General features: G+C 74.5%; 25 protein-coding genes and 1 pseudogene. 17 read left to right on the forward strand and 9 right to left on the reverse strand.

Annotation, left to right across the window (positions count from 1 at the left end; genetic code table 11):
• The first annotated feature begins 124 nt into the window (after positions 1-124).
• The 4 genes from HK417_RS02825 to HK417_RS02840 all read left to right on the forward strand — a co-directional run bounded on the left by HK417_RS02825 (position 125) and on the right by HK417_RS02840 (position 3829).
• A complete protein-coding gene (locus tag HK417_RS02825) occupies positions 125-1393 on the forward strand; it encodes an FAD-binding oxidoreductase (RefSeq protein WP_261325735.1) in 1269 nt (422 codons plus the stop codon).
• A gap of 2 nt (positions 1394-1395) precedes the next feature.
• Positions 1396-2640 carry an NAD(P)/FAD-dependent oxidoreductase gene (locus HK417_RS02830; protein WP_222263084.1) on the forward strand — a complete coding sequence of 415 codons (1245 nt, stop codon included), beginning with the start codon at positions 1396-1398 and terminating at the stop codon, positions 2638-2640.
• 72 nt (positions 2641-2712) lie between these two features.
• Positions 2713-3267: a DsbA family protein gene (locus tag HK417_RS02835; protein WP_222263086.1), complete on the forward strand. Its 555-nt coding sequence runs from the start codon at positions 2713-2715 to the stop codon at positions 3265-3267.
• A gap of 202 nt (positions 3268-3469) precedes the next feature.
• A complete protein-coding gene (locus HK417_RS02840; RefSeq protein ID WP_222263088.1) occupies positions 3470-3829 on the forward strand; it encodes a hypothetical protein in 360 nt (119 codons plus the stop codon).
• Between the two features lie 493 nt (positions 3830-4322).
• Here the strand turns inward: HK417_RS02840 and HK417_RS02845 are convergent, their stop codons facing one another.
• On the reverse strand, positions 4323-4952 hold the full coding sequence (locus tag HK417_RS02845; protein WP_222263089.1) for a superoxide dismutase family protein: 630 nt from the start codon (positions 4950-4952) through the stop codon (positions 4323-4325).
• 234 nt (positions 4953-5186) lie between these two features.
• Between HK417_RS02845 and HK417_RS02850 the strand changes: the two genes are divergently transcribed.
• A complete protein-coding gene (locus HK417_RS02850; protein WP_222263091.1) occupies positions 5187-6188 on the forward strand; it encodes an NAD(P)H-dependent glycerol-3-phosphate dehydrogenase in 1002 nt (333 codons plus the stop codon).
• A gap of 31 nt (positions 6189-6219) precedes the next feature.
• On the opposite strand, the gene HK417_RS02855 is transcribed toward HK417_RS02850, so the two are convergent.
• From HK417_RS02855 to HK417_RS02865, 3 genes are all read right to left on the reverse strand, one after another.
• On the reverse strand, positions 6220-7542 hold the full coding sequence (locus tag HK417_RS02855) for an ATP-dependent 6-phosphofructokinase (RefSeq protein ID WP_222263093.1): 1323 nt from the start codon (positions 7540-7542) through the stop codon (positions 6220-6222).
• 222 nt (positions 7543-7764) lie between these two features.
• Positions 7765-9414, reverse strand: a complete 1650-nt coding sequence (locus HK417_RS02860) for a hypothetical protein (RefSeq protein WP_222263095.1) — start codon at positions 9412-9414, stop codon at positions 7765-7767.
• Positions 9407-10144 carry a CDP-alcohol phosphatidyltransferase family protein gene (locus HK417_RS02865; RefSeq protein WP_222263097.1) on the reverse strand — a complete coding sequence of 246 codons (738 nt, stop codon included), beginning with the start codon at positions 10142-10144 and terminating at the stop codon, positions 9407-9409. Before HK417_RS02865 ends, HK417_RS02860 begins: the two co-directional genes overlap by 8 nt.
• A gap of 107 nt (positions 10145-10251) precedes the next feature.
• Here HK417_RS02865 and HK417_RS26315 point away from each other — a divergent pair, with 107 nt between their 5' ends.
• Positions 10252-11361: a glycosyltransferase family 4 protein gene (locus tag HK417_RS26315; protein ID WP_308123338.1), complete on the forward strand. Its 1110-nt coding sequence runs from the start codon at positions 10252-10254 to the stop codon at positions 11359-11361.
• Positions 11358-12224: pseudogene (locus HK417_RS24915) on the forward strand (lysylphosphatidylglycerol synthase transmembrane domain-containing protein); the annotation flags it as partial. The gene HK417_RS26315 and the pseudogene HK417_RS24915, both read left to right, overlap by 4 nt.
• A gap of 87 nt (positions 12225-12311) precedes the next feature.
• On the opposite strand, the gene ribA reads toward HK417_RS24915, so the two are convergent.
• A complete protein-coding gene (gene ribA / locus HK417_RS02875; RefSeq protein ID WP_222263101.1) occupies positions 12312-13664 on the reverse strand; it encodes a GTP cyclohydrolase II RibA in 1353 nt (450 codons plus the stop codon).
• A 93-nt stretch (positions 13665-13757) separates the two neighbouring features.
• Here ribA and HK417_RS26320 point away from each other — a divergent pair, with 93 nt between their 5' ends.
• The 4 genes from HK417_RS26320 to HK417_RS02895 all read left to right on the forward strand — a co-directional run bounded on the left by HK417_RS26320 (position 13758) and on the right by HK417_RS02895 (position 17339).
• The gene (locus HK417_RS26320; RefSeq protein WP_222263103.1) at positions 13758-14741 is read left to right on the forward strand and encodes a zinc-binding dehydrogenase; all 984 of its coding nucleotides are present in this window, start codon (positions 13758-13760) and stop codon (positions 14739-14741) included.
• A 4-nt stretch (positions 14742-14745) separates the two neighbouring features.
• Positions 14746-15120, forward strand: coding sequence for a 6-pyruvoyl trahydropterin synthase family protein (locus tag HK417_RS02885; RefSeq protein ID WP_222263105.1), 375 nt, complete (start codon positions 14746-14748; stop codon positions 15118-15120).
• Positions 15121-15127: 7 nt separating this feature from the next.
• Entirely contained in the window at positions 15128-16081 is a 954-nt protein-coding gene (locus HK417_RS02890) for an FkbM family methyltransferase (RefSeq protein WP_222263107.1), read from the forward strand.
• 127 nt (positions 16082-16208) lie between these two features.
• Positions 16209-17339 carry an epoxide hydrolase family protein gene (locus tag HK417_RS02895; protein WP_222263109.1) on the forward strand — a complete coding sequence of 377 codons (1131 nt, stop codon included), beginning with the start codon at positions 16209-16211 and terminating at the stop codon, positions 17337-17339.
• A gap of 6 nt (positions 17340-17345) precedes the next feature.
• On the opposite strand, the gene HK417_RS02900 is transcribed toward HK417_RS02895, so the two are convergent.
• Positions 17346-18473, reverse strand: coding sequence for a TSUP family transporter (locus HK417_RS02900; RefSeq protein ID WP_222263111.1), 1128 nt, complete (start codon positions 18471-18473; stop codon positions 17346-17348).
• A gap of 170 nt (positions 18474-18643) precedes the next feature.
• On the opposite strand from HK417_RS02900, the gene HK417_RS02905 reads away from it, so the two are divergent.
• The 6 genes from HK417_RS02905 to HK417_RS02930 all read left to right on the forward strand — a co-directional run bounded on the left by HK417_RS02905 (position 18644) and on the right by HK417_RS02930 (position 23538).
• Positions 18644-18880: a PLDc N-terminal domain-containing protein gene (locus HK417_RS02905; RefSeq protein WP_222263113.1), complete on the forward strand. Its 237-nt coding sequence runs from the start codon at positions 18644-18646 to the stop codon at positions 18878-18880.
• A 96-nt stretch (positions 18881-18976) separates the two neighbouring features.
• Complete coding sequence (locus tag HK417_RS02910; protein WP_222263115.1) at positions 18977-19228, forward strand: hypothetical protein; 252 nt, start codon at positions 18977-18979, stop codon at positions 19226-19228.
• Positions 19225-20049 (forward strand): hypothetical protein, encoded by an 825-nt coding sequence (locus tag HK417_RS02915; RefSeq protein ID WP_222263117.1) that lies wholly within the window; start codon positions 19225-19227, stop codon positions 20047-20049. Before HK417_RS02910 ends, HK417_RS02915 begins: the two co-directional genes overlap by 4 nt.
• The gene (locus HK417_RS02920) at positions 20049-21848 is read left to right on the forward strand and encodes a fumarate reductase/succinate dehydrogenase flavoprotein subunit (RefSeq protein WP_261325736.1); all 1800 of its coding nucleotides are present in this window, start codon (positions 20049-20051) and stop codon (positions 21846-21848) included. The genes HK417_RS02915 and HK417_RS02920 overlap by 1 nt, the downstream gene beginning before the upstream one ends.
• Entirely contained in the window at positions 21845-22600 is a 756-nt protein-coding gene (locus HK417_RS02925) for a succinate dehydrogenase/fumarate reductase iron-sulfur subunit (RefSeq protein ID WP_222263119.1), read from the forward strand. Before HK417_RS02920 ends, HK417_RS02925 begins: the two co-directional genes overlap by 4 nt.
• Positions 22597-23538, forward strand: coding sequence for a DUF6625 family protein (locus tag HK417_RS02930; RefSeq protein WP_222263121.1), 942 nt, complete (start codon positions 22597-22599; stop codon positions 23536-23538). Before HK417_RS02925 ends, HK417_RS02930 begins: the two co-directional genes overlap by 4 nt.
• Positions 23539-23661: 123 nt before the next feature.
• On the opposite strand, the gene HK417_RS02935 is transcribed toward HK417_RS02930, so the two are convergent.
• The 3 genes from HK417_RS02935 to HK417_RS02945 all read right to left on the reverse strand — a co-directional run bounded on the left by HK417_RS02935 (position 23662) and on the right by HK417_RS02945 (position 26242).
• Positions 23662-24480, reverse strand: coding sequence for a MetQ/NlpA family ABC transporter substrate-binding protein (locus HK417_RS02935; protein WP_222263123.1), 819 nt, complete (start codon positions 24478-24480; stop codon positions 23662-23664).
• A gap of 71 nt (positions 24481-24551) precedes the next feature.
• Complete coding sequence (locus tag HK417_RS02940; RefSeq protein WP_222263125.1) at positions 24552-25211, reverse strand: methionine ABC transporter permease; 660 nt, start codon at positions 25209-25211, stop codon at positions 24552-24554.
• On the reverse strand, positions 25208-26242 hold the full coding sequence (locus HK417_RS02945; protein WP_222263127.1) for a methionine ABC transporter ATP-binding protein: 1035 nt from the start codon (positions 26240-26242) through the stop codon (positions 25208-25210). Before HK417_RS02945 ends, HK417_RS02940 begins: the two co-directional genes overlap by 4 nt.
• Between the last annotated feature and the right edge of the window lie 185 nt (positions 26243-26427).

Consider the following 26427-nt stretch of genomic DNA (forward strand, 5'->3'; position numbering starts at 1 on the left):
GGCCCTGATGACGCTCACCTCCGCAGTCGCGCGATCCCTCGACGCCTTGGCGTCCCACCTTCAGGGCCGCTTGGTCCGGCCGGGCGACGCCGACTACGACACCGTTCGCGCAGTCTTCAACGGGATGATCGACCGACGGCCGGCGGTCATCGTCCGGTGCGGGGGCCCGGCTGACGTGGCCCGCGCGGTGGCCTTCGCCCGTGAGCACGATCTCGTCCTCTCGGTCCGCGGCGGCGGGCACGGTGTCGCGGGCAACGCCGTCTGCGACGGCGGCATTTTGCTCGACCTGTCGCCCGTCAAGGACCTGCACGTCGACCCGCTCCACCGCACCGCCCGGGCAGGCGCGGGGCTGACGCTCGGTGAACTCGACATCGGCACGCAGCGGCACGGACTGGCCACCCCGCTCGGCGTCGTGTCGGTGACCGGTATCGCCGGGCTCACCCTGGGCGGCGGCCTGGGCTGGCTGAACGGCCGGTACGGCCTGGCCTGCGACAACCTCATCGAGGCCGAGGTGGTCACCGCCGACGGCGATCTGCTACAGGTGGGACCGGAGTCGCATCCTGACCTGATCTGGGCCCTGCGTGGCGGCGGCGGCAACTTCGGGGTCGTCACCGCGTTCTCCTACCGCCTGCACCCGGTCGGCCCGGTGCTCGCCGGCGGGCTCGGCTACCCGTGGGCCAAGGTCCGCGACGTCCTGCGGTTCCACGAGGAGCTCGTGACGACATCGCCGGACGAGCTCTCCACCGCAGTCTCGATCGGCATCGACCCGAGCGGACAGCCGACCGTCGAGATCGCCGTCTGCTGGTGCGGGCCGCACGAGGACGGCGAGCGGGTGCTCGCCCCGCTCCGTGCGTTCGGTCCGCCGCTGACCGACACCATCGGGTCGACCTCGTATGTCGCGCTGCAGAGCGCCGGGGACGCGGGCTTCCCCACCGGACGCCAGCACTACTGGAAGTCCGGCTGGATGCGGACACTGACCGATTCGGCGCTTGAGACGCTCATCGAGCACGTCCCGCAGATGCCGTCGTCGATGAGCAAGATCGGGTTGCAGCGCATGCACGGCACGGCCAGCAGAGTGGCACCGGACGCGACCGCGTTCCGGCATCGGGCGGACCAGTACGACTTCCTCATGATCTCCCAGTGGGAGGATCCGCTGGACTCGGAGCGCAACATCGCCTGGACCCGCGGTCTCTTCGATGCGATGACGCCGCACCTGCAGGAAGCCGTGTACGTCAACAACCTCGGTGCCGAGGGGCCGGACCGGGTGCGCGCCGCCTACGGGGCCAACTACCCCCGGCTCGCAGAGGTGAAGAGGCGGTACGACCCCGCCAACGTGTTCCGGCTGAACCAGAACATCGCCCCGGGATCCGACCCGCCGGGATCGAGACCCTGACGATGGACGAGACCACGGCCGAGGTCGCGATCGTCGGCGGAGGCTTCGCCGGGGGTGCCCTGGCCGTGCGGCTGGCTCGCGCCGGACTGTCCGTGACCGTCCTGGAGCAGTCAGCGGAGTACCGGGATCGGGTCCGCGGCGAGTACATGCCGCCCTGGGGCTGCGCCGAGCTCAACCGATCCGGACTGCTGGACGTCGTCCTGCGGGCCGAGGGGACCATGGCTGCGCGGTCGGTCCCCTACGGGGACTCGATGGCCCCGGACGTCGCCGAGGCCGCGGCGCTGGACACGTCCGTCCTGGTGCCCGGTGCTGCGGGGATGCTGAACCTCAGTCATCCCGGCGCCTGCCGGGAGCTGATGGACGTGGCCTCCTCGGCTGGGGCCGAGGTGGTCCGCGGTGTACGCCGGGTGCAGGTGACCGCGGGTCCGCAGCCGGCGGTCAGCTACGAGCACGACCTCGGTGAGCGGATCGTCCACGCGCGGATGGTGGTCGGTGCCGACGGCCGGAACTCCACCGTCCGCCGGCAGCTCGGCATCCCATTGGCCGCCACCGGCCCGCGGACCTTCGCGGTCGGGCTCCTCGTCGACGGGCTGACCGGGTGGCCCGCGTCGACGAACTCGATCGGCACCTGCGAGGACGTCGTCTTCGCCGTCTTCCCCCGGCGGAACAGTTGCGCGCGGATCTACCTCTTCTGGGACCCGAGGGCGCCCCGCCGGTTCGCCGGGAGCGGAGCCGGTGACCGCGCGGTGCAGCGGCTGGCCACGTTGACCTGCTTCCCCGACGCCGTGACGTTCCAGCACGCCCGCCCCCGACCGGGATGGGCGAGCTTCCCGATGGAGGACACCTGGTCGGAGACGCCGTACGTGCCGGGCGCCGTGCTGATCGGCGACGCAGCCGGCTGCAGCGACCCCATCGCCGGTCAGGGCCTGACGGTCGCGATCCGCGACGCGCGGCTGGTGGGCGACGCCCTCCTCGGCGAGCGGTCGCGGGGGCCGGGCACCTTCGAGCCGTACGCCGTCGAGCGCGCCGAGCGGATGCGGCGCCTCCGCGCCACGGCGGAGGCGATCACCAGGCTCCGCGCCGACTTCACCCCGGACGGGCGACGCCGCCGGACCGCGGCGCTCGCCCGCTTCGCCGCCGACCCGCGTGCACGGTTGCCCATCGCCGCCGCACTGATCGGTCCGGACGCACTGCCGCCGGAGGCGTTCACCCGGGCGGCCGCTGACCGGATGCTGGCCCTCCCGTGACGAGGGCCCGTCCGCGGGGGCGCCGCGATCGACCACGGGCAGGACCGGCCCTCGCGGGGTAGGAACGCTCCCATGGACCCCACCGCGACGTCTCCCGCACCCTCCGGTCACACCCCGGACGGCGGTGTGCTCGTCGGCAGCGACAACGCCCGCCGCCGGCTGGTCGTCTTCGAGGACCCGCAGTGCCCCTACTGCCGGCGGTTCGAGGACGCGTCGGGAGACCTGCTGCGCCGGGAGGTGGCGGCCGGCGCGGTCGCGGTCGAGTACCGGATGCGGTCCATGCTGGGCCCGGAGTCGGTGCGCGCCGGCAACGCGCTGGCCCTCGCCGCGGAGGCCGGCCGCTTCGACCAGTTTCGCCGGGAGCTGTTCGCCGCCCAGCCGCCCGAGCACAGCGGCGGGTTCACCGTCGAGGACCTGCTCGCCCTCGGCCGCAGGGTTGACCTGCGCGATCCGGACTTCGTGACCGGCGTGCGCGAGGGCCGGTACGAGGCCTGGGTGGCCGAGGCCGAGCGGTCGTTCGAGGACCAGGACCCGCAGGGCACGCCGGCGGCCCTGCTCAACGGCGAGCCGGTCGACTCCGGCACGCTCTACGACCCGGAGGCGCTGGGAGCGCTGGTCCGCGCCTGACGGGGAACCCACCCGTGAGGGTCAGGGAACCGGGGCCGATCGCCTGGGACCGGGGCACCGTCCCGTAGCGTGCGGACGACGGGACCGCTCGGTACCCGCACCGTGGGACCGCCCGCAGGCCGAGTCCGACGCGCCCGGCACCTCGCGCCCCACCACCGCGGCGAGGCAGACGCCCCCGCACACCGACGAAGCGGAGCACCGCATGGCGGCACCCGAACTCACCTTCCTCGCTCCGCCGTCGTCGGGGGACGACCACGACGACGACGCCTCCACCACTGGGACCCACTCCTCCGTGTGGCCGACCTCCGCCGCGCGCCCCGGATCGGACCCGCAGCCGCGGACGGGGACCTCCACCGGCGGGCTGCGGATGACCCGTGGCGCCCGGGAGGCCGCCACCGGCCTGAAGGTCACCGACGGCGACATCCGGCGCTGCCTCGACGCACCCGACGACGTCTCCCCGGACCCGAACACTCCCGCGCGGACCCGGTTCCGCCGCGGCGACCTGGTCGTCCTGGCCGGCGCCGACGGCATGGTGCTGCGGGTCGCCCGCGGCAACCACTGACCGGGGCACCCGCCGCTGCGCGGTGGTGGGCGTCCCCGAGCCGGAACGGCACAACTCCCCCCGCCGGAGGACCGGCCGTCGGTGTTCCCGCCCCCGGGGACTTCTTCGGGGGACAATCGGCAGGGACGCAAGTCGCGGAGCCGCCCGGCGGTCGCGTCGGAGCAGACAGAGGAGACCCCATCGCCACACGACGTGGACGCTGCGCCGAAGCACATCTCGGCTGCCCCTGCCGGGGCGACGAGAAGATCCACGAGGAACGGTCCCGGGAGCTCACCGAGGCCCGCGCCCGTTCGCAGGAGCCCGTCGACTGCCCCGAGTGCGGCGCCCCCACGACGCCGCTCGCCCTCGTCACCTGGGGGAACTGCCGGGTCTGCCGCACGGCGCAGTCCCGGCAGATCACCCCGCTCCGCTGGTGACCGGGACGGGCCGCCCCGCTCCCACCTGACGCGCGGTCGGGCTGGTCGCCGCCAGGGGGCGGGTGCCCGACGCGCCGTCAGCCCTCGACGAGCCCGCAGGCGATGCGGCCGCCGGCGTCCCCGGTGCCCTTGGTCATGTCGTCCGGCCCGCCCGGCGCGTACCGCTCCGGGATGTTCGCGTAGTTGTCCCGGCCGGCGTGCACCATGACCGCGCTGCCGTCCTGGTCGGTGAGGTCGGCCAGGCTCAGCGCGTCGGTGACCGCGGTGAGGGACCCGGTGCCGGACGCCGAGACGAACAGGGTCGGCAGGTCGCCCTGGTGCTCGCCGTGGTCGGCCTCGCCCGCGCCGAGGTGCCCACCGGCCGAGAGGAAGTCCCCGGTCATCGCAGGGTCGGTGGGGCTCACGCTGTCCGGCTCGCAGGCGCCGATGGAGTGCACGTGGAACGCGTGGAAGCCCGGCGGGAGACCGTCCACCTCCACCGTCACCTCCGTGCCCTCGTCGGTCTCGGCGAGGCTCACCGTGCCGACCTCGGTGCCCTCGGGGTCGACCAGGGTCACCTCGAGCCCGTCGTCGGCCGCCTCCGACCCGGCGCCGGCCGCGGTGTCCTCCCCGGCGGTCGCGACCGGTTCCTCCTCGGCGCCCCCGCACGCGGCGAGCAGCACGAGGGCGCACGCGTACAGGAGCGGGGCGGCGGCCGTTCGGCGCATGAGGTCCTCCTGGTGATGGGTCCGCGGTCCGGTGTCGTCGAGCCGGCGAGGGCCCGGAGGCGGCAAGCGTCCTCCGCGAGGCGGGGCCGGGGAACTCGTCGGGGGCGTCCGGTGCCGTGACTCGTCGTCGGAGTCGGCGTGCCATCGCGGCGTCGTCACGGACGGTGGCCGCGGGACACCTGCTCCGCCAGCCCGTCGGTCATGATCCTCACCGGGCCGTCGGAAGGGGCGACGATGAGGGTGACGGTGCTGGGAGCCGGCTCGTGGGGGACGACGGTCGCCACGCTGCTGTGCCGACCCGACCACGAGGTGCTGCTCTGGGCCCGCAACCCCGCGGTTGTCGACGAGGTCAACGGCCAGCGCTCCAACGCCGACTATCTCCCCGGAGCCCGGCTGCCCGCCCGGCTGCGCGCGACGGCGGACCTCGAACAGGCGTCCCGGCACGCCGAGCTGCTGGTGGTCGGCGTCCCGACCGCCGCCGTCCGGGAGACCCTGGAACAGGTCCGGCCACACCTGGCGCCCTGGATCCCGGTGGTCAGCCTCAGCAAGGGACTCGAGCGCGGCACCCACCTGCGGATGACCGAGGTGATCACCGAGGTGCTGCCCGGCCGGCCCGCCGCGGCGCTCACCGGGCCCAACCTGGCGCGGGAGATCATGGCCGGGCAGGCGGCGGCCAGCGTCATCGCCACCGGGGACCTGACCGTGGCCGCGGCGCTGCAGCGCGAGGTGCAGCGCGGGGTCTTCCGCGTCTACACCCACCACGACGTCGTCGGCTGCGAGATCGGCGGCGCGCTCAAGAACGTCATCGCCATCGCGACCGGCATGGCGCAGGGCCTGGGCGTCGGGGACAACACGCGGGCCGCGGTGATGTCCCGCGGCCTGGCCGAGCTCACCACGCTCGCCGTGGCGATGGGCGGCGAGCCCGCCACCCTGGCCGGCCTGGCCGGCCTGGGCGACCTGGTCGCCACCTGCATGAGCCCGCAGAGCCGCAACCGCCACGTCGGCGAGCAGCTCGGCCTGGGCCGCTCGCTCGACGAGGTCCTGGCCGAGATGCGGATGGTCGCCGAGGGCGTGAAGACGGTGTCCACGGTCGTGGAGCTGGCCGACCGGCACGGTCTGGACATGCCGATCGCGCGGGCCATCCACGACGTCGTCAGCGGCCGGATCCGTGCCGCGGACGCCTACCGGGGCCTGGTCCGGGCGGTGCCGGCCGGGCACGAGTCCGAGCCCGGCTGAGTCAGAGCCGGGCCGCGGACCCGGGACCGGCTCACTCGAAGCGCACGGGCTGCCCGGTGGCCTCGAGCACCGACAACCACAGGTCCCCCAGCGGGTCGACGTGGTTGCGGCGGCTGACCGCCAGCGGCATGGGCATGTGCACGAACCGCCGCCGCCGCCGCGCGACGATCACCTCGGTGCGCCCGGCCATCGCCGCGTGCACGGCGGCGTGGGCGAGCCGGAGGCAGTAGGCGCTGTCGAACGGGTTCGCCGGCACGCTGCGGATCGCGTAGCTCGGGTCGAAGTAGCGCACGTTGTTCTCCACGCCGTGCCCGTCCAGGTGCTCGATGATCCGCTTGCGCAGCAGCCGGCCGATGTCGCCGAAACGGATGTTGCCCGAGGCGTCCCGCCCCGGCTCCTCCCCCTCGATGAACTCCTGCCCGGCTCCCTCGGCGACCACCACCACGGCGTGTCCCCGCTCCTGCACGCGGTGGCGCAGGTGCTCCAGGAACCCCCGGTCGCCGTCCAGGGCGAACGGCACCTCGGGGATGAGCACGTAGTCGGCGTCGTCCTTGGCCAGCGTCGCGTAGCAGGCGATGAAGCCGGAGTGCCGGCCCATCAGCTTCACCAGGCCGATCCCCCCGGGCGCGGAGCGCGCCTCGACGCTCGCCGCGTGGATCGACTTCGTCGCCTCCGCCATCGCGGTCTGGAAGCCGAAGCTCTGGTCGATGTAGGGGATGTCGTTGTCGATGGTCTTCGGGATCCCCACCACGGCGACCTTGAGCCCCCGCTCCTCCACCACGCGGACGAGGTCCATCGCCCCGCGGATGGTGCCGTCGCCACCGATCACGAACAGCACATTGATGTTGAGGCGCTCCAGGGCGTCGACGACCTCCTCCGGGTCCTGCTGGCCGCGGGAGGTGCCGAGGATCGTGCCGCCCTCGTCGTCGATGTGCATCACGACCTCGGGGGTCAGGTCGACGACGTCCTCCCCGTACCGCGGGATGAAGCCGCGGTAGCCGTTCCGGAACCCGACGATCCGGCGGATGCCGTAGTGCCGGAAGAGCTCGAGCACCAGCCCGCGGATCACGTCGTTCAGGCCGGGACAGAGGCCGCCGCAGGTGACGATCCCGACCCGGGTCTTGGCGGGGTCGAAGTAGATCTTCTTGCGCGGCCCGCCCGGCTCGAGGCTGGGCAGCTGGTCGACCGGCACGCCTCGGGACGTGACCATGGAGAGCGTGTCGTCGAAGAGGATCCGGTCCTCCTCGATGACCGAGTGCTGCGTCGTCGACCGCTCACCCAGCCGCGCGGCGAGCGGCGAGTCGATCCGGCAGGGGCCGAGCGTCCGTACCGCGAGATCCTCGTGTCCGACCATGCCCGAAACGCTCCCACAGCCCCGCCGGTCCCCGCGTCGGCGGGGACCGGTCGGCGTGGTGGCGGGACCGGGGCCGACCCCGGGGTCCGCTGAGGCCGTGGGCGTGGACGGCCTGCGCGACCTGGAGGAGAACGGCCACGCCGGCCCCGGGCACCAGGTCCAACCCGCACGGCAGCGGGCGCCCGGGCATCAGGTCCGGCGGACGGCCGGCGGGGCGCGCGGCTACCCGAAGGCGGTGAGGAACCGGTCCCGGAAGGCGTCCATCGGCCACACCGGCGCATCCGGGCCCGGGCGCAACCCGGGGTCCCAGCCCCACGACCCGATCCGGTCGAGCACGGCCGGATCGGCCGCGAGGAGGGTGACCGGGACGTCGTGCGTCGCGTCCGGGCCGGTGACGACCGGGGCGGGCTGGTGGTCGCCGAGCAGCAGGACCACGAGGTCGTCGTCGGAGTCGTGGAACGTCGTCACGAACGAGATCAGGGCGGTGAGCGAGTACTCGATCGACTCCCCGTACAGCGCCCGGATCCGGTCGGTGTCCCCGAGGACGTCGGCCGGCGCCGGCCCCTCGGCGGGCATGCCGTCGTAGATCGAGCCGTCCCCCAGCTCGTCCCAGTCGAGCATGCGGGGCACCGGGGTCCAGGGCTCGTGCGAGGACACCAGGTCGATCTCCGCCATCACCGGCGGATGACCGGGCGCGAGCTCCAGCCGCTCGAACGCGGCCAGCGTGTACTGGTCGGGCATCGCCGCGAAGCTGAACTTCGGCCCCGCGTACCCCACGTCGTGCCGGTCGAGGTCCTCGTCGAAGCCGTAGAAGGCCCGCCCCTCCGGCCACGGGTCGCGGTTGGACGGCACGTCGACGACGGTCCGCCAGCCGGCCCGCTGGAACGCCGCGGGCAGGGTGAACCGGTCGCTGGCCAGCAGCTGGTCGTAGCGCTGCTGGCTGTCGATCCAGAGCCCGGAGTGGAGCGTGGCGTGGGCGAGCCAGCTGATCCCGCTGAACGTCGAGGAGGTCAGGAAGGCGCTGCGCGCCTCGAACCCGGCGGCGCGCAGCGACCCGGTGCCGGCGTCCAGCACGGCCGCGATGTCGGCGGACACGGCGGACCCCTCCACCGCCACCCGCCCGTAGCTCTCGACGAACACGACCAGGACGTCCTTGCCGCGCAGGCTCGCGAGCAGCTCTGCGGCCGGCAGGGTGGCGAAGGGGTCGGGGGCCGCCAGCTCGGTGCGGAACGCGGAGAGGTCGCGCACGTTGTGGGCGACGTCGCGGACCTGGACGACGGCGAGCTCGGCCGCCGCCCGGGACGCGACCGGCACCCCCGGGGTCAGGTGGACGGCGAGGAGGGCGCAGACCAGCCAGGCCGCACCGAGCGAGCCGGCCACGCCGGCCGCCGGCCCGCGGTGGTCCGTGGCGACCCGGCAGACGCGGACCACCGACACGGTCACCGCCGCCGGCACCAGGACGACGAGGAGCACCGCGCCGACGACGGCGGCCCTCGCCCAGCCCGGCCCGAGCGAGTCCTGGAGCATGTCGACGGCGGGCCCGACCAGCTTCCAGTCGGTCACCGGGTTGAACGGCCGCAGCAGCGCCGCGCGGAACCCCAGGTCCAGCACCCGCACCACGGCGAGCAGCCCGATCGCCAGACCGAGGAGCACCGCGACGCCGCGGACCCGGTGCCGGCGCACGAGCAGGCCGACACCGACCAGGGCGAGCCCCTCCACCGGGATGCGCAGGAAGGCCTCCGGGGTCAGCCGGAAGAGCCGGTCCGGCACCACCAGCACCGCCCAGACGACGAGGACGGCAAGCGCCGTCAGCACCGCCGAGAGCACCCGGCGCCGCCGTCCTGGGGCCGGGGCTCCCGCCGGCTCAGCCATGGACGGACCCGACGGCCCGCGGCTCGACGTCGCCCGCTGTGCTGGTGCGGCGGCTGCGCCACAGCAACCACACCTCCCGGCCGAACGACTCGGCGAGCAGTCCCGCCACCGCGACGAGGGCCCCGACGGCGACGACGCGAGGCAGCACGCCCGCGGCCACGGTGACCAGCACCATGCCCTGGACGGCCGCGACGACCTTGCACCAGTGGCGGGGCGGCACCTGCCCGCGCAGCCAGGGCAGCACCCAGCGGGCGGCGACGAACACGTAGTGGACCGCCGCGACCGCGAGCACCCACGGGCCCAGCGAGCCGGCGACGTACACGCCGAGGAGCAGGACCAGGACCGAGTCGACCTCCATGTCGAAGCGCGCTCCGGTCGCCGTCACCGTCCCGGTGCGCCGCGCCACCCGGCCGTCCACCGCGTCGAGCGCAAGCGCCACGCCGGCCAGCGCGACCAGCGTGCCCACCGGGACCGGCCCGGTCACGGAGTCCGCGACCAGCGCCGCGACGCCGCCGACGAGCGCGGACCGCAGCAGCGTCACCAGGTCAGCCGGGCCGACGCCGAGCGCGCGCGAGCCCGCCAGTGCGCGCCCCAGCAGCGCGACCGTGCCGGCGCCGTAGGCGAGCGCGGCGAGCGCGCCGACCCCGCCCACCGCGCCGGCGCCGGCGAGGGCGGTGAGCACCACCAGGTGGGCGACCAGCCCGGCCAGCAGGCCCCGTTGGACCGTCAACACGACTCCTCCGTGTCGATGGGCACGCCCAAGAACACCGGAACGCGCGACGATGCGGTCCATCGCACGCGCGGGGAGGTGCTGCCGGTGACACGAGACGCGAGTGCATCCTCGCGGCGCGGGCGGTCCGGCGGTCGGATCTCCGTCGCGCCCTCGTGAGGACCGTGCACGTCGTCGTCCCCGACGGCATCGACGACCCCGCCCGGCCCAGCGGGGGCAACCGGTACGACCGGCGGACCTGCGACGGGCTGCGCGCGCTGGGGTGGGACGTGCGCGAGCTCGCCGCTGCGGGTCCCTGGCCCCGGCCGGACCCGGCGGCCCTGTCCCGGCTGGCGCGCACGGTGGGCGCCGCGCCGGACGGCGCGCTGGTCGTGGTGGACGGCCTGATCGCGTCCGCCGCGGCCGCCGTCCTGGTGCCGGAGGCCGGCCGCGTGCGGCTGGTGGTCCTGGTGCACATGCCGCTCGGCGGCGTCGCCGTCGCGGCCGAGGCCGAGGGCGCGGTCCTCGCCGCCGCCCGGGCCGTCGTCACGACCAGCGCGTGGACCCGGGACGGGCTGCTCGACCGCCACCGGCTCCCGCCCGACCGGGTGCAGGTGGCCCGTCCCGGCGTGGACCCGGACGACGAGGCGCCCGGCACCCCCGGCGGCGGCCGGCTGCTCTGCGTCGGCGCCGTGGCGCCCCACAAGGGGCACGACCTGCTGCTCGAGGCGCTGCGCGGGGTCGTCGAGCTGTCCTGGAGCTGCACCGTCGTGGGCGCGCTCGACGTGGACCCCCCGTTCGTGGAGCAGTTCCGCCGCACGGCGGACGGGTCCGGCCTCGCCGACCGGATCCGGCTCACCGGGCCCCGCCGGGGCGAGGAGCTGCGCCGCGAGTACCGGGCGGCGGACCTGCTGGTGCTGCCGTCCCGGCTGGAGTCCTACGGGATGGTGCTCACCGAGGCGCTGGCGGCCGGGGTGCCGGTCCTGGCCAGCGACGTCGGCGGTGTCCGGGAGGCCGTCGGGCGGACCGGCGCCGGCATCCCCGGGCTGCTCGTCCCCGCCGGCGACCCGGTGGCGCTCGGCGGGGCGCTCCGCCGCTGGCTGTGCGACGCCGGGCTGCGGGCGCGGCTGCGCCGGGCGGCCCGCGAGCGACGCCGGTCGCTGGAGGGCTGGGACGCGACGGCGCGGCGGGTGGCGGCCGTGCTGACCGCGGCCGGCGACGGAGCGGGCCGGTCGTGAGCGGCGGCACGCGGCGGGCGTGGGCGTGGGCCCGTCCGGTCGGCGGCCTGGCGATCCTCGCGGTGCTGCTCTGGCGGCTGGGCACCGGCCCGTTCCTGGACGGCGTGCGCCTGCTCAGCCCCGGCGCGCTGCTGGCCGCCACGGCGATCACCGCGCTGACCACCGTCTGCTCGGCCTGGCGGTGGCAGGCCGTCGCCGGCGGGCTGGGCGTCGGCCTGCCCCTGCGGACGGCGGTCGCCGCGTACTACCGGTCGCAGTTCCTCAACAGCGCACTGCCCGGTGGGGTGGTCGGCGACGTGCACCGCGGGGTGCGGCACGGCCTGGACGCCGGAGATCTCGGCCGGGGCCTGCGCGCCGTGGCGTGGGAGCGGACCGCCGGCCAGGTCGTGCTGGTGGTCCTCGGGCTGGTGCTGCTGCTCGTCCTGGACTCCCCGGTCCGCGCCGGGATGGGGTGGACGGTCGCCGCGGCGGCGCTCGGCGCGCTGGGCGTGGTGCTCGCGCTGCGGGCCCTGCCGCACCGGGGGCCGTCCCGCGGGGCACGGCTGCTGCGCGCGGTGCGCGCCGACGTCCGTGCCGGCCTCGTCGACCGGCGGGTGTGGCCCGTGGTCACGGTCACCTCGGTGCTCGTCGCGGCCGGCCACGGCAGCGTCTTCCTGGTGGCGGCGGAGACGACCGGATCGACCGCGTCCCCGGCGGTGCTGACGCCGCTGGTCGTGCTGGTGCTGCTCGCGATGGCGGTGCCGCTCAGCGTCGGCGGGTGGGGGCCGCGGGAGGGCATGGCCGCGTGGGCGTTCAGCGCCGCGGGCCTGGGCGCGGACCAGGGCGTCGCCGCCGCGGCGGCCTACGGCGTGATGGCGCTGGTCGCGGCGCTGCCCGGCGGGATCGTGCTGGGCGTCGACCGGATCCGCCGGGCCCCGCACCGCGACGCCACCGGGCGGGCCGCCGTCGGGCTACCGCTCCCGCGGGACGGCGCCGGCCACGTCGAAGACGGTCAGGACGTCGTCGCCGGCCAGGACCACCGACCGGCGGACCAGCCGGATGCCGTCGGCGACCCGGTCGACGCCGAGCGGGCCGACCGCCTCGACGCCGGCACCGATGATCGTCGGTGACAGCGACACGACCAGCCGGTCCACCACCGCCGCGCGCAGCAACGAGGTGATGACCCGGCTCCCGCCCTCGACCAGCAGCGACGCGATCCCGATCGAGCGCAGCAGGCGGAGCGCCTCGTCGATCCGCAGCCCGTCCGGTCCGGCCGGGACGTCGCGGACCGTCGCGCCCGCCGACTCCAGTGCCCGGCGCCGCGCCGGATCGGCGTCGGACCGGCACAGCACGACGGTGGCGGCGTCGTCGGACAGCACCTTCGCGGTCAGGGGCGTGCGCAGCGCCGAGTCCAGCACCACGCGCACCGGCGAGGCGCCCGGCACCATCCGGACGGTGAGCTGCGGATCGTCCTGCAGCAGCGTCCCGGCCCCGACGAGGACCGCGTCGCAGCCGGCGCGCATCGCGTGCGACAGCTGACGTTCCGCCGCGCCGCTGATCCACCGCGCGTCACCGGTCCGGGTGGCGATCCGCCCGTCGAGCGTCTGGGCGTACTTCAGGACGACGTGCGGCCGGTGCGCGTGCTCGCACAGCGGGCCGAGCAGGCCGCCGACGTCGACCGGCGCGGCGGGGAGCTCGTCGGGCTGCCGCCCGGTCGACCGCAGATGCCCGAGCCGCGCCCGCTGGGTGTCCAGGTGGGCGCGGTTGTGCCGGTTCGCCTCCGTGCCGAGCGGCTGAAGGGACTCGACCGCGACCCCGTGCTCCCGGAGGCCGGCCGCCTTCGCCGGGTTGTTCGACAGCAGCCGCACCGAACGGACCCCCAGCGACCGCAGGACAGCGGCCGGGTCGCCGTAGTCCCGCAGGTCGCCGTCCGGGCCGGGAACCGGGTCCGCGCCGACCGGATCGGCGCCGGCGCCGACGTGCACCCGCAGCTCGTCGACCAGCCCGGTTCCCCGACTCCCGTGGCCGTCGACGTACAGCACGACGCCGCGGCCCTCGGCGGCCACGGTCCGCAGCGCCGACCGCAGCTGGACCCCGCAGTCGCAGCGCAGCGAGCCGAGGGTGTCCCCGGTCAGGCACTCCGAGTGCACCCGGGTGAGCACCGACCCGCCGTCGCCGATCTCCCCGCACACCAGCGCGAGGTGCACGCGCCCGGCGGAGCTCGCGAACGCGTGGGCCAGGAACTCGCCGTAGGGGGTCGGGATCGGCGCGGTGGCCACCTCGCGCGGCGCCGACCGGTCCGGCGACGACGGTGCAGCCTCCATGCGCCGACTCCTCGCTGCCGCGTCGATCCGTCCGGCCACGCTACCGTCGCGCGAGGGGGACGAGTGGGGAACGGGACCTGGGGGTGAGCCGGCGTGCGGGCCCTCCGACTGCTGTTCGTCGCCCCTGGACGGGTCGAGCTCGCGCCGGTGGACCTGCCCGGTCCCGGCCCGGGCGAGCTGCTGGTCCGCACGCGGTACTCGGGGATCAGCACCGGCACCGAGCTGCTCGCCTACCGGGGACTGCTGGACCCGGACCTCCCGCTCGACGAGCGGATCGGCGCGCTGGGGGGCACCTTCCGCCCGCCGTTCCCGTACGGCTACAGCTGCGTGGGGGAGGTCGAGGGGCCGGCCGGCGTGCTGCCGCCGGGGACGCTGGTCTTCGCCTTCCACCCGCACCAGGACCGGCTCGTGGTCGGCGCGGGCGACGTCGTCCCGCTCCCCCGCGGCACCGACCCGCGGCTGGCCACCCTGCTGCCCTTCGTCGAGACCGCGCTGCAGCTGAGCCTGGACGCCGGCCAGGTGGCGCAGGAGACCGTCGTCGTGCTCGGGCTGGGCGTCGTCGGCGTGCTCACGACCCTGCTGCTGCAGCGGGCCGGCGCGACGGTCATCGCGGCCGATCCGTCGGCGGACCGCCGGGAGCTGGCACGCCCGCTGGGCATCCTCGCCGTGGAACCGGCGGAGCTGCCGCGGCACCTGCCGTCCGCCGGGGTGCCGCTGCTGCTCGAGCTGTCCGGCTCCCCCACCGCGCTCGCCGGGGCGCTGGACCTGCTGGCCCACGAGGGGACGGCGCTGGTCGGGTCCTGGTACGGCGTCCAGCAGGTCGGGCTCCCGCTCGGGGGCGCGTTCCACCGCCGGCGGCTCACCATCCGCGGCAGCCAGGTGTCCACCGTCCCCGCCGCGCTCGGCGCCCGGTGGGACGTCGGCCGCCGCCGGCAGGTCGCCGTCGGGCTGCTCGGCGAGCTGCCGCTGACCGCGCTGGCCACCACGGAGTTCGCGTTCGAGCAGGCGGCCGCGGCCTACCGGGCGCTGGACGCCCGCGAACCGGGTGTGGTCCACGTCGCGCTGCGCTATCAATAGCGCCGTGTACGAGACCGGGACCGCGCTCGGCGTCCGCGCCTTCCACGTGATGCCGGGCATGCCGCCCCCCGAGGGGGAGCGGCACTCCCACGACTACCGGCTCGACGTCGTCGTCCGCCGGGACGACCTGGACGACCGCGGCATGGTGGTGAACCTCGACGTGCTGGACGCGGCGCTGCGGAACGCCGCCGCCCGGGTCGACGGCGCGGACCTCGAGGTCATCCGGCCGGCGGACGCCGAGGCGGTGACGGTCGAGGTGTTCGCCCGGTGGCTGCACGACGAGCTCGCGGCCGCGCTGGGCCGGCTGCCCGGGGCGACGCTGGGCGTGCGGATCTGGGAGTCCCCGGACGCGTTCGGCGGCTACACGGCCCCGCTGTGAACCCGGCGTGATCCGCGGCGCCGACCGGCCGCTCGGCCGGCGGCTCGCCCGCGCGGTGGTCGGCCCGCTGCCGGTGCCCGTCGCCGACGCGCTGCGGCGCGCGCTGACCCGGGGCACTCCCCCGTCCCGGGTCCGCCGGGCGGTGCTGCGCGTGCTGTTCCGCGGCGGGATCCCCCGCGCAGTGTCGACCTTCCGGCTGGGCGACGACCCGGACCTGGAGTTCGTCGCCGTCGACTCGCAGGTCCTGGAGCAGCTCTACTGGTGCGGCGCGCAGGGCTGGGAGCCCGAGCTGCTGCCGTGGTGGCGCGCGTACTGCCGGAGCTCCCGGTCGGTGCTCGAGCTGGGGACGAACGTCGGGTACTTCGCGGTGCAGGGCGGCCGTGCCGCGCCCGGCGTCCGCTACGTCGCCGTGGAGCCGCACCCGGTCTCCGCCGGGGTCTGCCGGACCCACCTCGCCCTCAACGGGGTGACCAACGTGGAGGTCGTCGAGGCCGCCGCGGTCGCGGACCCCGCCGTCCCGTCGGTGCGCCTGCACGTCCCGGCCGACCAGGCGGCGACGCCGACGGTCGCGTTCCTGGCCGTGGACACCGAGCTGCCCGCCGACATGAGGCGGGACGTCCCGGTCGCGCTCGACGTGCCCGCCGTCGACGTCCGGCGGCTGCTGGACGGCGTGGACCTGGTCAAGATGGACGTCGAGGGACAGGAGCACGTCCTGCTCGCCGCGATGCGGGAGCACCTGCGGGCCACGCGGCCGACGCTGTTCGTCGAGGTGCTGCCGGGGACGGTGCAGCTGCGCGCCGTGCTGGCCGGGCTGTGCGCCACCGACGGCTACCGGTGCTACGCGCTGAGCCGGCAGGGACCCGTGGAGCTGTCCCGGCAGCGGTTGGCCACCGCCCGGCTGATGGACGAGTACGGCTGCCAGGACGTCCTCCTCACCGCCACGGACCTGCCGCTGCCGTGAGGACGGGTGGGGCCGGACCCGTTCCCCGGAGTCCGCGACCCTGCAACGCTCGGACAGGACGCACGCCGCTGGAGACCGGGTCCCGACCCTCGACGACCACCTGAACCGCACCGTGGAGGTGCCCAGAATGGTGACCACGTCGTCCCGGTTCCGCATCGACGTCCCCGACGAGACCCTGGCCGACCTCCGCGCGCGGCTGGACCACGCCCGCTGGCCCGACCACCTGCTGGTCGTCGGCCGCGAGGACGGCGACCGCCTCCGCCACGTCCACCGGCTGTGGGAACGGTGGCGGTCGGACTTCGACTGGCGCCGCCAGGAGCGGCAGCTGAACGACCTGCCCCAGCACCTCCTCGAGGTGGACGGGATGCGGCTGCACGTGGTCCATGCGCGCAGCGCGAGCGTCCCGCCCCGCCCGCTGCTGCCGGTGCACGGCTGGCCCTCGAGCTTCGTCGAGTACGCCCGGGTCGTCCCGCTGCCGACCGCCGCGCCGCCCGGTCCGGGGTTCGACGTGGTGGTGCCGACCCGTCCCGGCTACGGCTTCTCGGACGCCGGGCGGCTGAGGGACGGGTCGGAGGACGCGGACGGCGACCTCTTCACGCGGCTGATGACGGACGTCCTGGGCTACGACCGGTTCCTCGCCCACGGCGATGACTTCGGCGGATCGATCGTCAGCCGGATGGCGTGCCGTCATCCCGGCACCGTGCGGGCGATCCACGTCAGCGAGTGGCTGGAGCCGCCGGTGCCGGACGGCGCCTCCCTCGGCCCGGACGAGCGCCGGTACCTGGAGAGCCTGGCGGCGTGGCGGGAGGCCGAACGCGGCTACGGGCACATCGCCGCGACCCGCCCGCAGACCCTGGGGCTGGCGCTCGACGACTCGCCGCTGGGCCTGCTCGCCTGGATCGCGGACAAGTTCCTGAGCTGGACCGATCCCCGCCCCGACGGACGCCTGCAGTTCGACGCGGACTTCCTCCTGACCGTCACGACGCTGTACTGGGTCACCCGGAGCATGACCACGTCGATGCGGTCGTACGCCGCCGCGGACGCCGGCGGGGGGCCGGTCCCGGTACCGGCCGGAGTGGTGGCCCCGCGCGAGGAGCACCCGGCCCCGCCCCGGTCGTGGCTGGAGCGCAGCTACGCCGATCTGCGCAGCTACCGGATCCGGACCCGCGGAGGCCACTTCCTCGCCGCCGAGGACCCGGGAGCGTTCGTCGCCGAGCTCACCGGCTTCTTCGCGCAGGTCGCCCCCCGGGATCCGTGACCACAGTCAGCCGAGGAGCGGCCGGAGGTTCTCCGTCCAGACGTCCCAGCCGACCCGGACGATCAGCGCTGTCACCACCACGAGGAAGGCCGCGCGGACGAAGCCGCTCCCCCGGGCGGTCGCCATCCGGGAGCCGAGGTAGCCGCCGATCATGTTGGCCGCGCCCAGGAGCAGGCCGAGCCCCCAGAGGACCGCCCCGTGCGGCGCGAAGAAGAGCAGCGCACCGAGGTTGGTGGCGACGTTGACGATCTTGGCCTTGGCGCTCGCGGACAGGAAGTCGTAGCCGAGCGAGGAGACCATCGCGAAGACCAGGAACGACCCCGTCCCCGGGCCGAGGATCCCGTCGTAGAACCCGATCGCGGCGCCGAGCAGGCCGGCGACCCCGTGGTGCGTGCGGCCGCTGTGGCGCAGCGCCGTCACCGCGCCCAGCGTCGGCCGGAGCAGGGTGAACGCCGCGATGCACACGAGCGCCACGACGATGATCGGCTTGAACACCGTGGCCGGCAGCAGCGACGCGACGGAGGCCCCGCCGAAGCTGCCCAGCAACGCGACCCCGGCCATCGGCAGGGCGGTCCGCAGGTCGGGGTGGACCCGGCGGTAGTAGGTGACGGCACTCGTCGTCGTCCCGAAGATCGAGGCCAGCTTGTTGGTGGCCAGCGCCTGCACCGGGCTGAACCCCGGCACCAGCAGCAGCGCGGGTAGCTGCAGCAGTCCTCCGCCGCCGACGACGGCGTCGATCCAGCCCGCCGCCAGGGCGGCGAGGAGCACCAGCACGAGCGTGGTCCCGGTGAGTCCGTCCGGGAGGAACCCGGCGGGCAGGGCGTCCATCATGCGCGGGGAGACCCCGCCATCCGCTGTCCGGCAGCACCCGGCTGGCTCGACCGCACGATCGCCACTCCCGTTCCTCGCCACGACCCCGGACATGATCGAGGCTGCGGATCGCGGAGCCGCGGGCGGGGTGCCGTGCGCGGCTAGCGGGGGCGACCGGGCGACGACCGTCGCGAGACCCACCGCGGTGGCGACGCCCCACGCGAGGGAGCCCGACGCCACGCCCGCCACGGTGGCCAGGCCCAGCCGGCGGCCGCCGAGGAGCGAACTGCGCACGACGAGGACGTCGTCCGGCCCGGGACTCACCGACAACGCCACCGCGAGGGCGAGGAACGCCCGATGCCGTCCACCGTGACCTCGATGCCGCCCGGCCGCACGCCGACCTCGGGAACCGGAGTCCGGTCGCCGCGGGCTGATGCACACTCCCCGGTCCGCAGGCCCGCCGGCCGGGACCCCCGGTCTGCCAGGCTCGGGGCATGCGATCGCGTCGATGGCAGGACCTGACGCCCCGGCAGCGCGCCGGGCTCCTCGCCGTGGGCCTGCTGCAGTGGTGTCTGGCGGCCGCGGCGTGGAAGGACCTCGCCGCCCGCCCGGCCTCCGAGGTGAACGGCAGCAAGGCCCGGTGGGCGATGGTCATCGCGGTCAACTGGTTCGGTCCGCTGGCCTGGTTCCGCTGGGGCAGGCGACCGGGCGGCGGGTCCACCCGCCGCTGAAGTGCCGGGACCAAGGCCCTTTCCCCCGGCCGCAGGTCCGTGGTCGACTGCGGTCCTCACCTCCCCGGAGGCGCCAGCAGCGATCTGGAGGCAGCGATGTCGCTGGAGCAGGACGTGGCGACGGCTCGGCAGGCGCTCGACGCCCTGGAACGGGCGTGCGCATCGGTCACGAAGCACGTCGGGGAAACCGTGGACGCCCGGCGGCTGAGGGGCGACATCGGCCGGGTCCGCGACGACCTGGACCTGATGGCCGGCCAGCCGTCGTACTCGGCGTACGAGCCCTTCGCGGGCGTCTACGGTGACGGCGACGACGAGGGCTTCGGCGGGGCCGGCCGCACGGGACGGTGACCACCACCGCGCCGCGCGGGGCCGGGACCGCCGCGCCGGGACGCGGAACCGGCGACTCCGGACGGGCGGCGATCGCGGCCCGGACGCTGCGCACCGACCGCTGGTGGGTGCAGCCCCTGATCACGGCGGTCGCGCTGGTGGCGTTCGTCGTCTACGCGACCTTCCGGGCGTTCCAGAACGCGTACTACTTCGCCGAGCCCTACATCTCGCCGTTCTACTCACCGTGCCTGTCGACCCGGTGCGAGGGGGACACGTTCCCGGAGCTGTTCACCGGGCCCACCTGGATCTCCCCGGCGATCTACATCCTGGTCTTCCCGCTGGGCATCCGGCTGACCTGCTACTACTACCGCAAGGCCTACTACCGGTCCTTCTGGCTGTCCCCGCCGGCGTGTGCCGTGGCCGAGCCGCACCGGGGGTACTCCGGCGAGACGCGGTTCCCGCTGGTCTTCCAGAACGTGCACCGGTACTTCCTGTACGCGGCGCTGGTCATCAACGTGGTCCTCTTCTACGACGCGGTCCTGGCCTTCCGCGATGAGACCGGCGCGTGGGGCCACATGGGCCTCGGCACGCTGGTCCTGCTGGTCAACGCGGTGCTGCTCTTCCTGTACTCGCTGTCCTGCCACTCCTGCCGGCACATCGTCGGCGGGCGGCTCAACCACTTCTCCCGGCACCCGGTGCGCTACCGGTTCTGGACGTTCGTCTCGAGGTTGAACGCCCGGCACATGCAGTACGCCTGGGTGTCCATGTTCAGCGTCGCGCTCGCCGATCTCTACGTCTTCCTGCTGGCCGCCGACGTGATCGTGGACGTGAGGTTCTTCTGATGGTGGAGCTGGAGCGACACGACTACGACGTCGTCGTCGTCGGGGCGGGCGGCGCCGGGCTGCGGGCGGCGATCGAGGCGCACGAGGCGGGGGCACGCACCGCCGTCGTGTGCAAGTCCCTGCTCGGCAAGGCGCACACGGTCATGGCCGAGGGCGGCATCGCCGCGGCGATGGGCAACCTCTACCCCGAGGACAACTGGCGGGTGCACTTCCGCGACACGATGCGCGGCGGGAAGATGCTCAACTCCTGGCGGATGGCGCAGCTGCACGCGCAGGAGGCGCCGGAGCGGGTCAGCGAGCTGGAGGACTGGGGCGCGCTGTTCGACCGCACGGCGGACGGGCTGATCAGCCAGCGCGACTTCGGGGGTCACCGCTACGCCCGGCTCGCCCATGTCGGTGACCGGACCGGCCTGGAGCTGATCCGCACGCTGCAGCAGCGCACCGTCGCGCTCGGGGTCGACGTGTACATGGAGTGCACGGTCACCCGGCTGCTCACGGACGACGAGGGCGCGATCAGCGGCGCCTTCGGGTACTGGCGCGAGTCCGGGCGCTTCGTCCTCTGGCAGGCGCCGTCGGTCGTCCTGGCCACCGGCGGGATCGGCAAGACCTACAAGGTCACCTCGAACTCCTGGGAGTACACGGGCGACGGCCACTCGCTCGCCCTCCAGGCCGGTGCCTCGCTGGTCAACATGGAGTTCGTCCAGTTCCACCCGACCGGGATGGTGTGGCCGCCGTCGGTGCGCGGGATCCTGGTCACCGAGAGCGTCCGCGGGGACGGCGGGATCCTGACCAACTCCGCGGGCAACCGGTTCATGTTCGACTACATCCCCGACTTCTTCCGCAAGGAGACCGCGGAGACCGAGGACGAGGCCGACCGCTGGTACACCGACAAGAAGAACAACCGGCGCCCGCCCGAGCTGCTCCCCCGCGACGAGGTCGCCCGGGCGATCAACAGCGAGGTCAAGGCGGGCCGCGGCTCGCCGCACGGCGGGGTCTTCCTCGACATCGCCTCGCGACGGCCGGCGGAGTACGTCCGCAAGCGGCTGCCGTCGATGTATCACCAGTTCAAGGAGCTGGCCGACGTCGACATCACCGCCGAACCGATGGAGGTCGGGCCCACCTGCCACTACGTGATGGGTGGTGTGGAGGTCGACCCGGACACCGCGGCGTCCCGCGTGCCCGGCCTGTTCGCGGCCGGCGAGGTGGCCGGTGGCATGCACGGGTCCAACCGGCTGGGCGGCAACTCGCTGTCCGACCTGCTCGTGTTCGGCCGGCGCGCGGGGCTGGCCGCCCGCGAGCACGCCGCACGGGCGGGAGCCCGGGTCCGGGTGCCCGAGGACGCGGTCGCCGACGCGGCCCGCGCCGCGCTCGCACCGTTCGACCGGGAGGGTGGCGAGAACCCCTACGCAGTCCAGCACGACCTGCAGGAGACGATGCACGACCTCGTCGGCATCATCCGCACGCGCACGGAGATGGAACAGGCGCTGGAGCGCATCGCCGAGCTGAAGAAGCGGGTGGCGGACCTGTCCGTCGAGGGGCACCGGCAGTACAACCCCGGGTGGCACCTCGCCCTCGACCTGCCGCACATGCTCCTCGTGAGCGAGTGCATCGCCCGGTCGGCGCTCGAGCGGGAAGAGAGCCGCGGCGGGCACACGCGCGACGACTTCCCGGCCGCCGATCCCGAGTGGGCGAAGGTCAACGTCCTGTGCGCACTCGGCCCGGACGGCGTGGGCATCGCCCGCGAGCCGCTGCCGCAGATGCCGCCCGAGCTGGCCGAGATCTTCGAGGAGATCTCATGACCTACGACGCCACGTTCCGGGTCTGGCGGGGAGACGCCTCGGGCGGTGACCTGCAGACCTACACCGTGCCGGTGAACGAGGGCGAGGTGGTGCTCGACGTCATCCACCGGCTGCAGGCGACCCAGGCCGGCGACCTCGCCGTCCGCTGGAACTGCAAGGCCGGCAAGTGCGGGTCGTGCAGCGCGGAGGTCAACGGCCGTCCGCGGCTGATGTGCCTCACCCGGATGAGCACCTTCGCCGAGGACGAGACGGTCACCGTGACCCCGATGCGGACGTTCCCCGTGATCCGCGACCTGGTCACCGACGTCTCCTTCAACTACGCGAAGGCCGCGCAGGTCCCCGCCTTCGTCCCGCGGCCGCGGGACGAGGACGGCAACCACCGGATGCAGCAGGTCGACGTCGAGCGCTCGCAGGAGTTCCGCAAGTGCATCGAGTGCTTCCTGTGCCAGGACACCTGTCATGTCGTCCGGGACCACGAGGAGAACAAGCAGGTCTTCGCCGGACCCCGGTTCCTCATCCGGCTGGCCGAGCTGGACATGCACCCGCTGGACGCGCAGGACCGCCGGGCCGCGGCACAGGAGGAGTTCGGGCTCGGCTACTGCAACATCACCAAGTGCTGTACGGAGGTGTGCCCGGAGGGCATCCACCTCACCGACAACGGCATCATCCCGCTGAAGGAGCGGGTGGTGGACCGCAGGTACGACCCGCTCACCTGGCTGGGGTCGAAGATCGGACGGCGTCCGGGGCGGTGACCGCGCCCTCCATCCGGCTGGTCGTCCCCTACTTCGGTCCGCGGCCGTCGTACCTGCCCCTCGTCGTGAAGAGCATGGCCGCGAACCCGGACGTCCACTGGCTGCTCCTCACCGATGCACCGGTGCCGGACGCACCGCCCAACGTCAGCGTGCGCCGGTGGGAGTTCACCGACCTGGCCGCGCGCATCCAGGGCCACTTCGACTTCCCGATCTCCCTCGAGCGCCCCTACAAGCTGTGCGACTTCCGTCCCGCGTTCGGGGAGGTGTTCGCCGACGAGCTGCGGGGCTGGGACTTCTGGGGGCACAGCGACCTCGACGTGCTCTTCGGCCGGGTCCGTGACCACCTCCCGGCGGAGGCGTTCGAGGCCGACAAGGTCCTCATCCAGGGCAACTTCGCCCTGTACCGGAACACCGCCGAGGCGGCCGGGTGGTTCCGCCACGAGGTGGCCGGCGTCAGTTACCGGGAGGTGATGTCGAACCCCGCGGCCATGTACTTCGACGAGATGGCGGGCATCCACCACGTCCTGCGCGACCTCGGCGTCCGGGTCTGGGACGAGCACACCATCTTCGACCTCTCCTTCCGGAGATACCGCACCCGGGCCGAGCACCCGGCCGGACGCGATCCGCGTCGCTACGCCTGGGAGGACGGCGAGATCTGCGAGTACCGGCTCCAGGACGGGGTCGTCGTGCGCCGGAGCGCTCTCCTCGCCCATCTCCAGAAGCGGACCATGCGACCACCCTCGCCGGCCGTGCTCGCGGCGGACCGGTACTGGATCCTCGCGAACGGCTTCGCCGTCCAGGAGCGGGTGTCGAAGGCTGCGGTCCGCTCGGCCAGGATCCCGGTCGGTCGGGAGCTCCTGCCCTTCTACGTGCGGCGGGTCCGGCGCAGCGTGCGACGCCGCGCGGCCCGGCGGGCGGCCGGCCGACGGTCCCGCTGACCGGCCCGGTCTGCGGCGGGCGGTCCGGAGCCTCCGGTCACGACGTGGTCCACGACGCCAGGTGTGTCCACGCGTTCCCGGGCGCGGAGGGCCGGACGTCCGGCCCTCCGCGCGCGACGTGGGTCAGAAGGCGGGGATGACCGCGCCCTGGTACTCGTCCTCGATGAACTGGCGGACCTCGTCGGAGTGCAGCAGCTCCTCCAGCTGGATGATCCGCTCGTCGCCCTCGTCGCCGGCGCGCACCACCAGCAGGTTGGCGTTGGGGTTGCCCTCGGCCTCCTCCAGCGCCAGGGCGTCCTCGGCCGGGACGAGGTCGGCCTCGATGGCGTAGTTGCCGTTGATCACCGCGATGTCCACGTCGGCCAGCGACCGGGGCACCTGCGCGGCCTCCACCTCGGAGATCTGCAGGTCCTTCGGGTTGAACTCGATGTCCAGCGACGTCGGCGCCGCGTCCCCGGTGTCGGCGAGGGTGATCAGCTCGTTGTCCTCCAGCAGCCGCAGCGCCCGCGCGGCGTTGGTGGGGTCGTTGGGGATCGCCACGGTCCCGCCGTCGGGGAGGGCGGCGAGGTCGGTCAGCGTGCTGGAGTAGATGCCCAGGGGCTCGATGTGCACCGGCTCCAGCGGAGTGAAGTCGTACCCGGCGCTGGTCTCCTGCTCCGTCAGGTACGGCACGGTCTGGAAATAGTTGGCGTCCAGCGAGCCGTCGTCGAGGGCCACGTTGGGCTGCACGTAGTCGGTGAACTCGACGATCTCCAGCTCCAGGCCGGCGTCGGCGGCCAGGTTCTCGTCGATGAAGCGCAGGATCTCGGCGTGCGGGACCGGGGACGCACCGACTCGCAGCGGCTCGTCGGCCCCGGACAGCTCGGCGTCCCCGCCGCCGCAGGCGGCGAGGAGGGCCGTCGCCGCGGACGCGGCCAGGATCAGGGGGAGGCGGGAGCGCATGGTGGTGGTTCTCCTTCACGGGTGGTGCGACGGAACGGTGACCGGACGGCCATCGGGGTCGGTGCGGGCGGTCAGGCGCGCGCCACGTGGCGCGCCCAGCGGTCGCCGGCCCACTGCAGGGCCTGGACGACGGCGAGCAGCAGCACGACGGTCAGCAGGGTGACGTCGGTGCGGAACTGCTGGTAGCCGAAGCGGATCGCGAAGTCCCCGAGCCCGCCGCCGCCGACGGCTCCGGCCATCGCCGAGTAGCTGATCAGGGCCACCACCGTGACGGTGATCCCGGCGATCAGCGAGGGCCGCGCCTCCGGCAGCAGCACGGTGCGGACGACGTCGCGGCGGCGGGCCCCCATGGACAGCGCCGCCTCGACCTTGCCGGGGGTCACCTCGCGGAGGCTGGACTCGACCAGCCGGGCGAGGAAGGGGACGGCGCCGATCGTCAGCGGCACGATGGCCGCGGTCGAGCCGATCGTGGTCCCGACGACGCCCCGGGTCACGGGCGCGACCAGGAATAGCAGGATGATGAACGGCAGGGACCGGCCGAGGTTCACCACCAAGCCCAGCAGCCGGTACAGCGCGGGCCGCGGCGCGAGCGCCCCGGGGGCGGTGACGGTGAGCAGCACCCCGAGCGGGACGCCGAACAGCACGGTGAGCAGGGCCGAGACCCCCACCATGTACAGCGTCTCGCCGGTGGCCTCGACCAGCTGCGGATAGATGCGGCCCCAGTCGCTCATCGACCCGCCCCCGCCGCTGCGACGGCACCGGAGTCGCCGGGGACCCGCTCGATGAGGACGCCGTCGTCGCGCAGCCGGCGCACCGCGCCGTCCAGCCGCTCCAGGTCCCCCGCGGCGCGCAGCAGGAGCCGCCCGTACCTCCCACCCGTGACGGTCTCCACCGAGCCGCCGGCGACCTCCACCGCGAGGCCGAGCTGACCGACGAGGGTCTGCAGGACGAGGGTCTCGGGCGTGCGGTCGGTGACCGTCACCCGCAGGAGCACCCCGTCGTGGCCGGCCCCGGCGTCGGCGAGCGGTGCGGGCAGCAGGGCGTCACCGAGCGGCGAGTGCTCGCGGGTCAGGACCTCCGACAGCCGGCCGCTGTCGAGGACCCGGCCCTTCTCGAGCAGCACGGCGCTGTCGCACACGGCCTTGACCACGGCCATCTCGTGGGTGATGAGCAGCACGGTGAGGCCGAACTCGGCCCGGACCCGGCGCAGCAGCTCCAGCACGCTGGTCGTGCTGGCCTGGTCCAGGGCGGAGGTCGCCTCGTCGCAGAGCAGCACCGTGGGGCGGCCGGCCAGCGCGCGGGCGATAGCCACCCGCTGCTTCTGCCCGCCGGACAGCTGCCCCGGATGGGCGTCCGCCCGCTCCCCCAGCCCCACCAGGTCCAGCAGCTCGGCAGCCCGGCGGCGGCGCTCGGCCCGGCCGACGCCGGCCAGCTCGAGCGGGTGCTCGACGTTGCCCGCGGCGGTCCGCGAGTCCAGCAGCTCGAAGTGCTGGAAGACCATCCCGATGGACCGGCGGGCCGCGCGGACCTGGTCGTCGGGCAGCGCGCTGAGCACCCGGCCGTCCACGGTCACCGACCCCGAGGTCGGCCGCTCCAGCATGTTCACCAGCCGCACCAGCGTGCTCTTGCCCGATCCGCTGGGACCGACCACGCCGGCGAACTCGCCGGCCTCCACCCGCAGGCTCACCCCGTCGACCGCGACCACCTCCCCGGCGCGTCTCCGGGCAGGGAAGACCTTGCGGACGTCGTTCAGTTCGATCACGGGGTTCGTTGTCCTCGAGGTGAGCGGTTCCGGGGTTGGGTCGGGGCAGCGCAGGTCGTTCCGGCCGGCCGGCTGACCTGCACGTCGGCCACCCGGGCGGGCCGGCTCCGGCACCGGCGACGGGGTCGAACGCGCCGGACCCGCGGCAGGTGGGTGCCCCGCGGGGCGGGGCGGCTACCGGGATG

It is taken from the genome of Modestobacter marinus (assembly GCF_019799945.1).
GTDB lineage: Bacteria > Actinomycetota > Actinomycetes > Mycobacteriales > Geodermatophilaceae > Modestobacter > Modestobacter marinus_B.